This window comes from Pseudomonas sp. S3(2024) (assembly GCF_036861315.1).
GTDB lineage: Bacteria > Pseudomonadota > Gammaproteobacteria > Pseudomonadales > Pseudomonadaceae > Aquipseudomonas > Aquipseudomonas putida_A.
The window spans coordinates 497,555-512,404 of sequence record NZ_JAZAQQ010000001.1; the positions used below are offsets into that span (position 1 = coordinate 497,555).

Sequence of the window (14,850 nt, forward strand, 5' to 3'; positions counted from 1 at the left end):
TCGCGAAAGCGGTGGGTCAGTCAATGGGATGTTGGACCTGCCGACGCTTTCGCGAGCAAGCCCGCTCCCACAGGGAATGGGTGTCAGGCCTGGTTTTTTTTCGGTGGGATGGGATCAGGATCGAAGGTATGCGGTGGCGCCACTTGCAGCGTGGTCACCGAGCCCTGCGCCGAGAGCGAATACGTGACTTTGGAGATCAGCATGTCGCCGTCAAAGCCGAGTACCGGATCCGTGACCTTCACCAGCGTGTTGTGGCGCCACAGATCGCCATTGGCCTGACGCCAGCCCTGCACCTGATAGGTGGTGGTCTGCGCCCGGCCCATGCGGGTGGCGCTTTCCCATTGGGCGCGTTGCTGGGCCAACTCGAACGTCAGCGCGGTGCCCTCGTTGATGATCGTGGTGCGGCGGCGCTTGAAGCTCAGATCAGCCGCGCTGGATTGAACCTCGCTGACGGCCGCCCCGCTCTTCTTGTCCGAGCCTTTCTGCTGACCGATCACTCGGTATTCAGAAAACACCTGGCTCTGATCCATCGGCGCGTTCGCCGACAGAATGTTCTTGCCCAACTCCAGCGCGTCACTGGCCCGACCACCACTACCGGGCTTGGCCAGCACCAGCCGGCCCTGCTCGTCATCGGTGGAAAACACCCGGAACAGCGAGAGCAGACGATCGATCGACTGGAACACCGTTTCGCCCGGCACGATGGTGTGTTTGGCGAGCCGCGCGGTCTCGGGAATTTCGTTGACCACGTACAGCGAGTATTCCGCCGCCAGAGCCTGGACGATGCTCAGCAGCGGTTGCTCCTGCCATTGGTTCGGCCGGTTGGTGGCTGCGCAATCGACCAGATCCTGAGTCTTGGAACTGCCCTCGATACTCAAGCTGATCTGGCGTCCGTCATAACTGATCGGCGCCTTGAACACGTAGCCGGTGAGCACCAGGTCCTGGCCAATTTTCACTTCGCACGGGTCACCCGGTTTGATCCGTTGATCCACCGTCTGCCCCGGCCACTGCCAGGTGATGTCGAGTTTGAAGGTGCGGAACTGGCGCTCAAGATCGGCGGTGATTTCCACACTTTTCCAGCCACCGTATTCCATGTTGTTGACGGTCAGCGTGACATGGTTATCCATCTCGCTCATGACTCACTCCCTAGACACTTTTACGTCGTTGGGAGAAAAGCCCGGATGGTTCATCGCGTTGCTCTGCGTCACTTGAGTCACCCGTGTGGCATCGGCAAATTGCTTGTAGGCCACCACCAGCGCCGGCAGGCTTTCCTGAAACGATTTGGTGACCTGGCGCACACCGGATGACGCCACTGCCTTGAGATGCGCAATCAGCGCTTCCTTCACATCGTTAATTGCCTGGTGATGTTTGGGATCGGCCTTGTCCAGCATCGGGTCAATTGCCACCCCGACCGCCTTCTGCAGTGCTTTCATTTCTTCGGTCACCGGCACTTCCTGACGAGTCACCGGTTGATCCGCCTGATGCGCCACCGAAGGTGTCGACGACAGCTTCACCGCCGGAGTCGCCACCGGCATCGACGCCACCCATTGCGCGACTTTGACCAGCACCGTGTCCTGCACCAGATCGGCCATGGCTTGCGCCGCCGCGTTGGTGTCCTTAGCGGTGGTGATCTTCGGCGCATCTGCCTTGCGGATGGCTTCGAGTTGTTGGGACACGTCGGCAATCACGCCACGGTAGCCCTCCTTCGCGAATGCCTTGAGCTCCTTGATATCGCCGAGCAAGCCCTTGAACTCCGCTGCCACTTCCTTGGGCAACTCCTTGACCGCTTTGACCAGTTCGGTGATCTGCCGATACTGCTCGATCAGCGGTTTGAGCTGCTCTTTGATCACCTCATACACGCCGGTCAGGCTGTTGCGCAGATTGGCAATGCCAATCCGCGCAGCCTTGATCAACGTCATCGCCTGCTCAAAGCGCGCCACCGCCGAACCCAACAGCGTGTCAGCCTTGGCCAACAGAACTTTTTGCGTACTGACCGTGGCAGTCGGAAACGGCAGCGGCCGGTCCGGGTAAAACTTCAGACTGAACGTCACCAGCCCGCCGTCCTGGCGGGTGTGGGTCATGTCGCATTCGCCGACTTTGACTTGCAAGCGTCCGAGCCACGGATGCACCAGTTCACCACTGCCCGCCTCCAAGGCCTTGAGCAGCTTGTCGCGCTGCTCCAGGCAATCGGCGCCGATGATGAACGCCGTCAGATCGTGGGTCTTGGCCTGCTGTCCGAGATCCTCGAAATACGGCAGGTCGCGTTGCGGGTATTCGTGCAACTGACCTTTGCGACCGACCGGGGTTTTCGCCTGATCGATCCAGAATCCGACACCGCGAAACGATGCCGGCAACAAGCGGTCACGCCAGTTCATTGGAACCTCCTGCCGACAGCGAGCGATAGCCGATGCGCGAAGACAGCGCCAGGCCCGGTTGATTGCTTTGTGGTTGATCGGTGCGCAGCCCCGCCGGTGCATTTTCGAAGCGCACGGTCAGGCCGCCTTCGAGTTGCGTACGGTTGTTGGCCGCGCTTTGCTGGATCAGGGCGCTGGAGGTTTGTGGCAGCGAACTGCTTAACTTCGGGGCACCGGCAGGCGCTGCCGGGGCGGTACCGGTGAGGGTTGCAAAGACACCGGAGAAATTGCCACCGAACAGTTCTTTAAGCTGCCCGAAAATCCCTTGCAGGTTTGTCCACATGTCGCTGAACCAGATCAGTACCGGCTGCCATTTCTGCTGGATCGACTCCAGCGGCGACTGGCTGAACAGATCGCCGAAGATGCTCTTCACCACTTGTGCATCCGTGGTCAACGATGCCCACAGACCGGAGAAGTAAGCGCTCACGCCATTCCACTTCGCCATGACCGCTTCCACAGGCGCGCTGCCAAACAGGTTTTGAAACTCGTCTTTCAACGGCTGGGCTCCAGCCCTGAGTACGTCCCACAGCGCGGAAAAAACCGGCGCCAAGGGTTGCCATGCCGATTCAATCATCGCCACCGGCGATTGCGTGAAGATCGATTTGACCTGCTCCCACTGCGCCGCGGCGTTATCGGCAACACCGCCAACAAGATTGCCAAACACATTGTTCAGCGAACCCCAGGCGTCAGTAATCGTCTGCACTGGCGACCAACTGAACTTCGCCTTGAGCGCGTCCACACCGGCAGCAGCTTTGGCCTGTGCGCCAGCGAAGAAATCACTGACGACATTGCTCGCGGTTGCAAAAGCCTTGCTCATCACTTCACTCGGCGAGAAATCGAATTTCGCCCTGAGCCTGTCGATACCCGCTTGCGCATCCGCCATGGTGCCAGCGAAGAAATCACTGACAACGCTACTGGCTTTCGCCAACGCCTTGTTCCACACCTCACGCGGCGAGAAATCGAACTTCGCCCTGAGCCTGTCGATACCCGCTTGCGCATCCGCCATAGTGCCAGCGAAGAAATCACTGACGACACCGCTGGCCTTAGCCAATGCCTTGTTCCACACCTCACGCGGCGAGAAATCGAACTTCGCCCTGAGCTTGTCGATCCCTGCTTGTGCATTCGCCATGGTGCTGGCGAAGAAATCACTGACAACGCTGCTGGCTTTCGCCAACGCCTTGTTCCACAGCTCACTCGGCGAGAAGTCGAAAGCCGCCACGAGCTTGTCAGTGCCTGCCTGCGCTTTCGATACCAAGCCGTTGTAAATATTGACGACGCTGTCGACGCCGGCAAAAAATTCCGCGCTGATCTCTCCCCACGTTTTGCTGATCAATGCGCCCATCGATTCGATTGCCTGCGTGGTCGCCGCAACTCCAGCGTTGAATTTCGTCGAAACGTAGTCCCACATCCTGCCGAAGAATCCGGAAATCGACGCCCAGTTATTGGTAATCAACCGTGCGCCAATCACGATGATGGCCACCGCTGCAGCGATAGCCGCCGCAATCAGCCCGATGGGCGAGGTCAGAATCCCCAGCACCGCGACCAGCCCCATCGCCCCGACCGTGACCACCGTAAACGCTACGGCAGCGGCCGCCAGCCCTTCGACCAGATACGGATTGTTGGCGACAAACTGGCCAATCGAAGTCATCACCGGTGTCAGCGCCGTGACGATGCCGTTAACCGCCGGCAACAACGCCTGACCGATTTTCAGCGAGATGTTATCCAGCGCCTTGTTGAATTTTTCCAGGTTGGCCGAGGTTTCCCCCTGGACCACCTTCGGCACTTTAAGGCCCTTGAGTGCCCTGGCTTTCTTCGCCAGCGCATCCTGCGCTTCGATGGCTTTTTTGATGCCGTCCTGAAACGGCTTGAGCAAACCACCTTCGGCAATAAAACCGGCCACGTCCAGCGGCTCGAGGCCGCTGTCTTCCATGCTTTTCTTGAATGCTGCGACCTTGCCGCGCAGCCCCTTCATCTCGGTCTCCATTTTCTCGGCGCCCTTGAGCACCACGAGCATGTTGACCGTGACGGGAAAGTTCTGCGGGATCAGGCTCAAATTTGTATTCGCCATCACTGCACCTGCTGCATCGCATTGATCCGTTGCGCGTGCTCCAGCGATTCGCGGAGCACATCCAGTGGCCTGGCCATCATCTGTTCGGGGTCAACCTTCCAGAACCAGGCCAGGTCATAGGCGACTGCGATCAGGTCGGTGATGGCTCCGACGCCGCACTCATGAAAAAACTCGCAACGGCCCAGCTCAGCGCGTTGAGGTCAGCCAGATCGAGCTGGTTGACCGACGACGGTGGAATACCGGCGCACACGGCGATGTATTTGGCCGCCACGTCCATGTCGAGGCTGACTTCTTCGCTTTTGTCGATCTTGTACGGCAGCGCCTTGATCGCTCGCACTTCCTGCACCGTCGGACGGCGCAGGACGAGTTCGGTCAGAGGCTCGCCGTGAGCTTCGATCGCAACCTGAAGCTTCACGGCGCCGCTCATTGCCAGGTCCCCTTGATGCCTTCGAATTTCAGTTCGATGGTGGCGTCATCGCCTTTGGAAACCGGCTCTTCGACCAGATAGGCACCGGCCAGCACGTAGACTTTGCCGTTGCTGAATTCGCAGGTGACGGTAATGTCGGTGCCTTCGATCAGCTTCTTCAGCGGGAAGTCGGCGGTGTGCAGCGCGGTCACTTTGAACGACGGCGCGACGTCGGTTTCCTTGTAGAAACCCGGTACGACGGTTTCGCGTTTGACGGCCATCAGCGGGGCTTCGCAGCCGCCGTTGATAGTCAGTTGTGCACCGTCGACTTTGACGTAGCAGGTGCCTGCAATCACTTGACCCATGGTGTTACTCCCTTCAAATAAAAAAGCCCACCGGAGTGGGCTGAATGCTTACGGCCAAACGCGGCGATCAGGCCGCGTCGTCGTATTGCAGACGGAATTGGTTGAGCAGTGCGAACACGCGCAGACCGTTGATGTAATCCGGCGGGAACAGCACGTTCACGCGGCTCGGATCCTGTACGTCGCGCTCGACGATCAGGTGCTCGGCGAACAGCTCGGCGTTCTCCACGTGGCCTTCGAGTTCCAGCTTGGCGTACTGGGCGATCAGCTCGCCGCGAATGGTCGCCGGAGTGACGATCGGCTGGCCGGCGCCGAAACGGGTGCCGTCGGAAGCCAGTTTGTGCCGGCCGTACTTGCTGGTGATCACGCTTTGCAGACGACGCACGATGAACGCCGACTGGTGCATGGTTTCGCTGTCCAGATAGGAGTTGTCGGCCTGACCGTAAGCGTTCTTCTGGTAGGTGGTGATCGAACGCTGAATGCGCACGTAACCGCCTTCGTAGTACGCGGTGGCAATGCCGTAGTTGAGCAGCGACTGACGCTCGGTCAGGGTGAAACGCTCGCTGGCCGGCGCCGGATCAACACCCGGCAGGCTGCCGCTTTGGGTCGGACGGCTGGCGTCGGCGGAGATGAACACCGCGGTGCGCGCAGCCAGTGCTGCCGCCTGGACCCAGAACGGTTGCGGTACGCCCGGCTCCAGCGCCTGGATGGTCATGTGCTGATCGTTACGTGCCTGGCCAGCAGCAACCAGGGTGCCGACGGTACCGCGCTTGGCGCTGTAGACGTGACCGAACAGTTGCTTGGCCCAGGACCAGCGACCGGTGCTGTCATCCATCACTGCTTGCCAGGTATTGAGGGTCGACAGATCCGACCACGGCAGAGCGATGAACTCGAACGGCTCGTCACCCAGTGCAGCCACGGCTGCGACCTGGTCCGGTACACCGGCGCCGCCGGTCATGGCGGTGATCGCAGTGGTCAGGCCGGCCGGGGTTTCTTCGCCGTTGCTCTTGCCCAGGCGATTGAACTGCAGGCTGATGTCGTTAGCGCTGTCGCCGGTCCATTTGGCGGTCAGAGTGACCACGCCTTCAGCAGCCGCAGCGCTCACCGGCAGATCGGCGGTGGCGTTGATTTTCTGTGCCAGTGCGGTAGCCGCTTGAGCAGCGGTGGCACCGTTGACCACGGTGGCCTGCACACGCACACCAGCGACGTACAGGTTGAGCACGCCAGCCTGAGTCGCAGTGCCAGTCAGGGTCAGCACGCCTTTGGCGATGGCGCCTTCAGTGTTGTGCAGCGGCAGGCACCAGATCTCGCCGATCGGGTCGGCCTTGCGGAAGGTCTCGTACATCGAGGCGAGCATCGAGCCCTGACCGCCGATGCTTTTTGCCAGCGCGACGCTGGAGACCAGCACCAGTTTGCCGACTTCAGTCGGAGCGATGTTGTCGTTGACCTGAGCGACGATCAAACGGCGCATGGCCGAAGTCGCGCTATTGGCGGCCGAGTTGTCCATTTCGGCATAGAACAGCGGTACACGAATGTCCGCGGGGATGTTGCTGAATCCGATCGCCATTATTTGGCTCCCTGTGCTTTGACTTTTACGGTTTTGAGAGTGATATCGCCGTCGGCCAGACGTCGGCGCCACCAGGCGCTGTCCAGCACTTCACGGCCTTCTTTGGGCAGCAGATCGCCCGCTTCCGGGTCAGGCACGGCACGGCCAGCGGCCGGCAGTACGGTGATGCGATTGCTCATGGGGTTACGTCTCCAGAGAAAGTCAATTCCACGCGCCCGTCAGGGCCCGGGTGTTTCAGATTGGGGTCGGCCGGGTCGATCGCATCGACCCGCACGGTGACCCCGGTAAAGGACGACAAACCGTCCAGTTCACGTTCGTGCCAACTCTCCGCAGGCTGACTCGGCAGATTGCGGCCGAGCTGGAACTCGGTAAAAAAGCGCAGCCGATAGAAGGCCCGGCTGCTGTTGATCGAGACCATCTCGCCGCCGTCGTAGACGATGGCGCTGTAGTCATTGCCCGGTTTGAATCCCACCAGCGCGCGCCACAGTTCGGCGCGCAGGTCGTGCAACAGATCCAGCGCTTTTGTGCTGTCGCTGGCGTCGAGCGCCAGGACGATTTCGAAGCGGTCGCGGATCGGTTGCGCGGTGAGGTTTTGTGCGGTGCTGGTGCTGGCGAGATCCGCCAGGGGCAGAACATGGGCCGAGGGTGTCGGCAGATCAGCATTGCCTTGCAGCAACGCCAGATCGACACCCACCGCAATGTGGTTGGCAAGGCTTGGGCATTGCCCACGCAGTTGCGTGAGGATCGGGGTGATCTTCATGGTGGTGTTCCAGAGTTGAAATGAGGTGCAGAAAACACCGCGAATCCACTGTAGGAGTGAGCCCTGCTCGCGATGGCGGTGCCACATCCACAAGCAATGTGCCTGACACACCGCTATCGCGAGCAGGCTCACTCCTACAGGGGGCTCGCGGGCTGTGAGATCAGTCTTTGGCGCCCGCCTTGGGATCAAGGCCGCTGGCATCGATCACACAGCGATAGCTGTTCTCGCGATTGCCGCTGGCGGTGACTTTTTCGATCGACCAGCGACCGCGCATGAAGTCTGGCCAGGTGTCATCGAGCAGCACAAGGCCTTCGGCGGCCAGCAGTGGATTGCCGGGGCAGGTGATTTTCACCTTGTACTTCTGCCGGAGCATCTTGCGCACTTCGCCCTCGCCGACGGCGATCGCATCGGCTTCGCTGGGTTGTTTCTGGCGGAGGGTCTTGAACGGTGCAAGTCCCGTTTCAACCCAGCGCAACACACCTGCAGCACCATCCCAGAAACAGGTCTTGCAACCCTTGGTCTGCTCGCGGGCAGACTCCTCCAGCGTGGCGCTGACGAACGCGTGATCGCCGGGACGGTTGTTGCTGGTCACCGACAAGGTCACGTCCGCCAGCACCTGGCCCGACAACGATTTGGTCTGGCCGGGACGGGCCAGCACGTACACGTCGTTGTAGGGTTTGGTTACCGCGTTGTACTTTTTCGCCAGGCGCGTCAGAAAGCTCATGTCGGTTTCGTTGGACTGGTCGACGTGCTCGATCCTGATCATCGCCACCTCGGGCGCAACGCGCGGTGAAAAGCCATGGCTCGAAACCAGTTTGCGAAACAGCGCACCCAAGGTGGTCGGGCCATGACTGGCCGTGCGGCGTTGCTTGAAGCCTGTCTCATCATCCTTGCTGAACGGCGCCGCCGTGGCCACCAGCGTCAGGCGGAACGGGAACAGCGTCGGCGTCAGGCGCGTCACTTTGAACTGGCCCTTGTCGACCATTCCCGATTCCAGATAACCGACCTTAAGGCCGATTTTCCCGCCCAGATTCGGCAGCCCTTCGAGGCCTTCAAGGTCAATCGTCAAGGTCAATTGATCGGACTCGAAACCGGCAGCGTCGATGTGCTCCCAACTGATCAGGCGCTGATTGAGCAGATCCGCGTTTGCGCCGTAAATCTTAACGACCGGCGTAAAACCCAGTGCCATGCAACCTCCTTAATCCCAGGCCGTGAGCGGTTTGATCGTGGCCGGTTTCGAGTCGAGTTCCGGCAACGTGACCCAGACGCCCGCAGGCAGGATCGGGCCGTGTTCGGCCAGGGTCGGATTGAGTGTCCACAGAGCTTCTTCGGCGGCGTCATCACTGCGCCCGGTTTCGCGGTAGAGCAGCAGATTCACTGAATCACCGGCCACGCTTCGTACCTTACGCATTGTTGAACTCCGTTAATCCGACCACCCACTTGATCACCATCGCGGTACCGTCATCGATGACCTCGCTCTGGTTCTCGTCGATGCTGTTGATCCGCCACAAACCCCAGTTGCGGCCGATGCCGTCAATCAACGGCAACGGTGTACGCAGTGCTTGCAGCGCACGCAGTTCATCGAGCCGTTCCATCCCCACGGCATACATCGAGGTGCCGCTGATGGTCAGCGATTCCGCTTTCTGCCCGGTCTGACTGGACTTGGGTTTGCTGGTCAGGATCTGGATGTCGCTCCAGCCACCGTCGGACTTTCGCGCCAGCGTGCTGTAGGCGAAGTTGCGCGACAGGCCGAAGATGAAACTGCCTAGAGCCATTTGTTGTTTCATCAGTCGACTCCATCGGTCAGGGCTGCGTCACGGCGGGTGGCGAGGCTGTTGGTGTTCATCAGTGGAATGAATTCGTTGCTGAATTGGGATCTCAGGTGAAAGTCGACCAACTGACCGATCTTTTCCACACTGCCCGGGTCGCTGCAATACACCTGAACAGTGGGCGCATAGGGGGCTGGCACCGTGGGCGCCTGGGCGCTGGCCAGCGCCTGACTGACCTGAGCCGGTGCTGCAAGTTTGTCCGGTGGGGTACTGCCGAGTTTTTCACCCAGAAGGGAACCGCCCTCACTGCCCAGCCAACCGCCAAGCAATCCACCGAGAAGGCCGCCTATGGCCATGCCGGGTGGGCCACCCACGGCTCCGAGTGACGCACCGAAAGCAGAGCCTGCAAGAGCGCCGGCCATTCCACCGCCCGCTGCGCCGACGCTTTTGGCTATCTGGGTTTCGTCACCAGTGGCCACCCCGGCCGCCAGGCCTGCGAGGGCAGCGACGGTTTTTACAGGCCAGGGCATTGCGCGTGACAGAGGGCGCATGGCAGCGGTGGTCGACTCCAGGAGCGGAGCCCGCACCCGCGAAGTTTGCTCGAGGATCTTCAAACCGCTGCCAGCAGCGGCGGCCCCCGCTGTGCCGGTGGCGGCGCCGGTGAAAACGGACAGGCCCTTATCCACGACTTTCTTGCCAACCCGGCCTTTGATATCGCTGCCAATGGCATCGAGCGCTTGATCGAACAACGGTTTGAGAAACGCGCTCACCGTCAACACCACGCCAGCAGTTTTCGGAAAGGTTTCAGTCAGTTCACTGAGCTTGTCGACCCCGGCAGAGGCCAGCGAATCGCTGGAGGGTGCCAACGCGTTGCCTTTGGCGACGGCCAATCGTTCGCTACGGGCATTCAGAATATTCAGCTGTCCTTGCTGAGTACCGGAAAGCGCCAGGGCAGCCTGTTTTACCGACCCTTTCTCGCCCAGCTCCGACGTCGCGTATCGCTGCTTGTCCTTGACCTGCCAGAACGTCTCATTAACCTCGCCGAGGTTTTGCGAGAGCTTCTGCGCAGCATCACCGCCATCGGAGAACAACGTCCTGGCCAACACTGCGCGTTGTTCTGGCGGTCTGGCGTTCAATGCGGCCAACACTGTCAGCAACGCACCTTGCGCATTGTCCTTGTTCGGATCACGCATCGCCGCAGACACGGCCTTGGGATCGAGCCCCAGTTGTTTCCACGCACCCTGTTCGGCGACAGAGACCTGGTCTCCCTTGCTCAAGGCTGTGGAAATGCTCTTCAACGCGACGCTTGCTTCACCTTCTTTCGTTCCGGTGTTCAGCAAGGCTGCCGACAGCGCTGCGGCTTGCTCGGGTTGCAACCCCGCAGCAATTGCCGTGTCGCCGGAATGCTGCAAAACCGAGCCGATGTCTGCCGCGTTTACATCTCCGGGCATTTTGCCCAAGTGGTGAGCCGCATCTGCCAGATCGATGGCCTGATCACGGGTCAGTTTCATCGAGGTACGCCAGGCCGCCATCATCTCGGCGACTTGTAGCGCAGGCACCTTGAATGCTGACGCGGTGAGCGCAGCGTCATCGGCAAACTTCAGCAGTTCGAACTGCTTGTCCGAGGCATTGGGCAAGTCGATGCCAATCCCCGCCTTGGCACCCAACGCCGCGGCGTTGAGCAATTCAACCCCGGTGGTTCCTCCGGCAGCCACCAACGGCGCACTGGCCGTGATCAGGCTTGCCTGAGCCATTTCCTTGCCCTGAACCGGAGTCAGTCGAGCGACTTCGCTCAGGTTCGCAGCGGCTGTGTCCATCGCGACAGCGGCTTTGAGCAACTCGGGAGGGGCGGCGCCGGCTACCTTGTCTGCAGCCTTCTGCGCGGAAGATCCGCCGTCGCCATTGACCGCGCTCTTCGACAAAGAACGTTGGGTCGCCAAGGTGAGGATCAGCGAATCGATGGCTGCAGTCAGCGAAACGATTCGGTCACTTGCCGTGCTCAACGCTTGCCTCAGGTCGGCGACCTTATCCCGATCCAGGCCTGCTGTAGTCGTGCCCGTTGCTGCAGTGGTCAAGCCGATATTGCGGCTCGCGGAATCCGTGCTCTCACCGGCGTACATGAGCGCGTTTTTACTCTCTGCCATGCCGCTCTACTCCTGTTTCACGCCAAGGCGAGTGATCGCTATGTCGTAGCGGCGCAACGCCCTTTCGGCGTCCCATTCCAGAATCTCCGCTTCACTTACCGGGTAAATGAGCGGGACGATATCGAGGATTACTTCGATGTCGCGTTCCGAAAGTAGGCCGCCGGCTGGTTTAAAAAATCGTCGATGCGCACCTGCAATTGCGTCCAGTCAGGCACGCTCAGCTGGGCCAGATCGGGGATCATCAGACCGGTGCAGTGGGCAGTGATGAACTCGGCGCGTTCCTTGGCCGTTTTCAGTTTCTTCATCACTTTGGTGGCGCGCAGTGCCGGCATTTCCAGCGACAGCGAGGTCACGGTGCGACCGGTCACGGCGAGCGGTTGCAGCAACTGCACTTCGTCAGGATCGGCGGGCTTTTCAGCGTCCTCGACCTGCTCCAGAAAGTACGACGCCGGACGGGTCGACATCTCGTGCACGTACTGGGCGATGCTCACGTAGTCCGGGCGTTTGAGCTGGTCGAGCTCCTTGACCGACAGGCCGGTGGCGAGCAGCGCCAGTTCGAAGAACTGATCGTCTTCATCATCGCCGGCGCGTTCCAGCGCTTCTTTCTGTGCGGCGTAGAACAGTGGCTTGAGCTGAATCTGCTCGATCTGCGCGCCGTCGTCGCCGGTGATCGGCGACAGCAGGTCATGCTTGGGTGGCATCCACGACATGTATGAATTCCTTGGTGATTCTTTTTTAGGGGGTGTCGCTATTCCCTTGTAGGAGTGAGCCTGCTCGCGATAGCGATCTTTCAGACACATTGATGTTGCCTGTGCTGACCTCATCGCGAGCAGGCTCACTCCTACAGGGTTTGTGGTGTATCGAGGGTTACGGCATCAGCACCGCACGGCGCGCATCACCAAGGATGTCGACGCCGTTGAGCACGAACTTCTGGGTGCGCACGTCGATGTCGATCACCGGGATGCCGTTTTCCAGGCGGTTGTAGGTGCGGCAGGAGAACTCCAGAGTCGTCAGGGCTTTGCCGCCCATCTTGATCGCGTCTTCACCCATGGTTTTGAGCTTGCCGCCGATGGTGTGATAGGTGAACCAGGTGTTGCCGTCCTGATCCTGACCGGCTTCACGCACGTTCAGCAGGATGTCGTCGCCCAGCTTCACACCCATCGCCAGCAACACTTCAGCACCGGTGCCTTGCAGCTTGAGCGTGGCGTTCAGAGCCTTGGCACTCTTGGCCATTTCCTCAACGATGAAGCGCCCGCCCGTCATGCTTTCCATGTCGAAATCGATTTTCGGCGGGGTGAACTCCTCAACGGTCGCCGACAACGGCAGGCCTTGCAGGGTGGCCGCGATGGCCTGTCTTACGCGGTTGGTAAACATTAGAGAACGTCCTCCAGGAACTGCTCGATGATTTCATCGCGGGCGTTGAGTTGATAAACCATGTGTTCGTTCGGCGCGTAGCGGCCGTAGTCGATGACCACGTACCAGGTGCCGTTCTTGTACTTCTCGACGCTGTTGAGTTCCGGGTGCAGATAGACGCTGCCGCCAGGAATGGTTTCGTCGGCGACCAAGGTCTGCAGCCAGTCGTTGATGCGCTTGACCTCCTGATCCATGAACGACTTGGTCAGGTTCTTTGCCATGGCTTTCTGGCCGGCCTTGACCAGCTTGCGGCTGATCGCATCTTCGAGGCCGACGTAGCTGATGAACTTGCCGGTGATCGAACGGTTACCCAGCAGCGAGAAGCCGCCGAGCACGGTGCGGGCGTAGTAGCTCACGCCGTAACGGTTGAGCAGATCGCCTTCGGTGGAGGTGTCGAGGATGTTGTATTCAACGACGCGGGACACGTCTTCGGCGTAGGTCACCTGGTTGCCCGGGCTCTCCCACTGCTTGACCTTGGCCAGCGCTGCAATCGCCAGGCTGGACGGTGCGAGGAAGACATTTTTCTTCGCCGCTTTCGAGTACACAGCCGGCATGTTGTGCACAACCAGGCAGCGGTCGAAACCGAGATCAGCGCCGCCGAGTTCCTGGCTGTAAGTCACTTGATCAGCGACCGAAGCGTCTTTGCCGTCCAGTACCACACGGGCCTTGATGCGCTTGCCGAACGAGGCGAACTCGCTGGCCACCGCTTTGGTGCCGGTGAAGCCCGGCGCGCCGATGATGGTCAGGTCTTCCGGGACACTGCCCAGTGCGGCCAGACCGAGCTTGCGGCCGGTGGTTGGATCAACACCGCCGATCACTGCGTTAACAGTGTCGGCCGGAGTCGCGCCCGCTTCGACGATCACCACGTAGACCGGCACCTTGACCACTTTGAGGATCTGGTAAACCGCGTGGTACAGCGTGCCCTCTTCGGCGCCGGTCGGATCGAGCAGCGCGTGGGTGGTGAAGCTGTTGATGCGAAACGGTGCGTTGCGCGGAATCAGCGGATCGGCTTTCGGCGCAGTGCCGACCAGACCGATGACGTTGTCACCCAGGCCACCCATGGCCTCGGGGGATTCGGTGGCATTGACGGTAATGCCGTTGTGCTCGAAGTTCAGAACCTCAGCCATGGTTAGTCAGCCTTCTTGGCAGCGGCCTTTTTGGCCTGGGTGGTAGGTGTTTTCAGTTCCAGTCGACCGGCGCTGTGCAGGGCACTGGCCTCGACGTCGAGCAGATCAAGGTCTTGACCGACGCTCGACCAGTGCCCACCGCCGGTGGGGAATGGAACGAGCACGGTGTAGGTTTGGCGGGTTGCCATTTTTCGTTTCTCCATAAACGGGAAAGCCCCTCGTGGGGAGGGGCTTGGCGGGTGTTGATTGGTTTTAAGCGGACAAGAAAACGCTCCGGGGTGCGGGGCGTTTACTGGGGAGCCGAGACGGATGTCGCTGGTAGAGAATCCGGCCAGCTTTCCTTGAGCATTTCGTCTGTGTAGGTGCCCGCTTCAATAGCCCGGAGCAACTCAAGCTCTCGGTCGAAGCAAGCCTGGACGTGCGCCCTTACAGCTTTGGCAATGGCGAGAATCTGTTCGGCGCCGATCTCGACAAAACCATTGAGGGTTTTGAAGTTGCAGCGGTACTCGGGGTCGAGAATGGCGGACAGACCGGTGCTGGCGATCAGCGCCTGACTGTCGCGAGATGTTTCGATAGCCATTGATCCCACAACGATACCGAGACCTTCCCGACGATATCTCTCGGACGCAATTATCTGTGAAGGGCTCAGCTGCGGATCAACTGGAGACTCCGACATGTAAGTCAGATAGCGTTGATCCTGCGGTTCGACCACCCCCAGATTGGCGTAATTTCCCTCATCTTGAGGGCAGGAAAAAACCGCAACGATCTTCGTTTGAGTTTCATCCGAGAACATGACGTTTATGCGTGATTTATCTTCCACTGG

At 60.1% G+C, this 14,850-nt stretch carries 17 protein-coding genes; all 17 read right to left on the reverse strand.

Annotation, left to right across the window (positions count from 1 at the left end):
• Positions 1-83 precede the first annotated feature (83 nt).
• Positions 84-1,133, reverse strand: coding sequence for a phage baseplate assembly protein (locus tag VLA07_RS02395; protein ID WP_333988346.1), 1,050 nt, complete (start codon positions 1,131-1,133; stop codon positions 84-86).
• A 3-nt stretch (positions 1,134-1,136) separates the two neighbouring features.
• Positions 1,137-2,372, reverse strand: a complete 1,236-nt coding sequence (locus VLA07_RS02400) for a DNA circularization protein (RefSeq protein WP_333988347.1) — start codon at positions 2,370-2,372, stop codon at positions 1,137-1,139.
• Positions 2,359-4,479, reverse strand: coding sequence for a hypothetical protein (locus VLA07_RS02405; RefSeq protein WP_333988349.1), 2,121 nt, complete (start codon positions 4,477-4,479; stop codon positions 2,359-2,361). The genes VLA07_RS02400 and VLA07_RS02405 overlap by 14 nt, the downstream gene beginning before the upstream one ends.
• A 130-nt stretch (positions 4,480-4,609) precedes the next feature.
• Positions 4,610-4,906, reverse strand: a complete 297-nt coding sequence (locus VLA07_RS02410) for a phage tail assembly protein (protein WP_003222226.1) — start codon at positions 4,904-4,906, stop codon at positions 4,610-4,612.
• Positions 4,903-5,250, reverse strand: a complete 348-nt coding sequence (locus VLA07_RS02415) for a phage tail tube protein (protein ID WP_007964335.1) — start codon at positions 5,248-5,250, stop codon at positions 4,903-4,905. Before VLA07_RS02415 ends, VLA07_RS02410 begins: the two co-directional genes overlap by 4 nt.
• 67 nt (positions 5,251-5,317) lie before the next feature.
• Entirely contained in the window at positions 5,318-6,814 is a 1,497-nt protein-coding gene (locus tag VLA07_RS02420; RefSeq protein WP_225137729.1) for a phage tail sheath subtilisin-like domain-containing protein, read from the reverse strand.
• Positions 6,814-6,993, reverse strand: coding sequence for a DUF2635 domain-containing protein (locus tag VLA07_RS02425; protein ID WP_027611066.1), 180 nt, complete (start codon positions 6,991-6,993; stop codon positions 6,814-6,816). Before VLA07_RS02425 ends, VLA07_RS02420 begins: the two co-directional genes overlap by 1 nt.
• Entirely contained in the window at positions 6,990-7,574 is a 585-nt protein-coding gene (locus tag VLA07_RS02430; protein ID WP_333988351.1) for a phage tail terminator protein, read from the reverse strand. The genes VLA07_RS02425 and VLA07_RS02430 overlap by 4 nt, the downstream gene beginning before the upstream one ends.
• Before the next feature lie 160 nt (positions 7,575-7,734).
• Entirely contained in the window at positions 7,735-8,763 is a 1,029-nt protein-coding gene (locus tag VLA07_RS02435; protein ID WP_333988353.1) for a phage late control D family protein, read from the reverse strand.
• Positions 8,764-8,772: 9 nt separating this feature from the next.
• The gene (locus tag VLA07_RS02440; protein ID WP_096795852.1) at positions 8,773-8,985 is read right to left on the reverse strand and encodes a tail protein X; all 213 of its coding nucleotides are present in this window, start codon (positions 8,983-8,985) and stop codon (positions 8,773-8,775) included.
• Positions 8,978-9,361, reverse strand: coding sequence for a phage tail protein (locus VLA07_RS02445; RefSeq protein WP_330206349.1), 384 nt, complete (start codon positions 9,359-9,361; stop codon positions 8,978-8,980). Before VLA07_RS02445 ends, VLA07_RS02440 begins: the two co-directional genes overlap by 8 nt.
• A complete protein-coding gene (locus VLA07_RS02450) occupies positions 9,361-11,487 on the reverse strand; it encodes a phage tail tape measure protein (protein ID WP_333988354.1) in 2,127 nt (708 codons plus the stop codon). Before VLA07_RS02450 ends, VLA07_RS02445 begins: the two co-directional genes overlap by 1 nt.
• 128 nt (positions 11,488-11,615) lie before the next feature.
• Positions 11,616-12,197, reverse strand: coding sequence for a phage tail assembly protein (locus tag VLA07_RS02455; RefSeq protein WP_330206347.1), 582 nt, complete (start codon positions 12,195-12,197; stop codon positions 11,616-11,618).
• Positions 12,198-12,354: 157 nt separating this feature from the next.
• Entirely contained in the window at positions 12,355-12,861 is a 507-nt protein-coding gene (locus VLA07_RS02460) for a phage major tail tube protein (protein WP_201135673.1), read from the reverse strand.
• Positions 12,861-14,027 (reverse strand): tail protein, encoded by a 1,167-nt coding sequence (locus VLA07_RS02465; RefSeq protein WP_047291938.1) that lies wholly within the window; start codon positions 14,025-14,027, stop codon positions 12,861-12,863. Before VLA07_RS02465 ends, VLA07_RS02460 begins: the two co-directional genes overlap by 1 nt.
• Before the next feature lie 2 nt (positions 14,028-14,029).
• Entirely contained in the window at positions 14,030-14,215 is a 186-nt protein-coding gene (locus VLA07_RS02470) for a hypothetical protein (RefSeq protein WP_047291936.1), read from the reverse strand.
• A gap of 101 nt (positions 14,216-14,316) precedes the next feature.
• Positions 14,317-14,847, reverse strand: coding sequence for a DUF4376 domain-containing protein (locus tag VLA07_RS02475; RefSeq protein WP_247269387.1), 531 nt, complete (start codon positions 14,845-14,847; stop codon positions 14,317-14,319).
• Positions 14,848-14,850 lie beyond the last annotated feature (3 nt).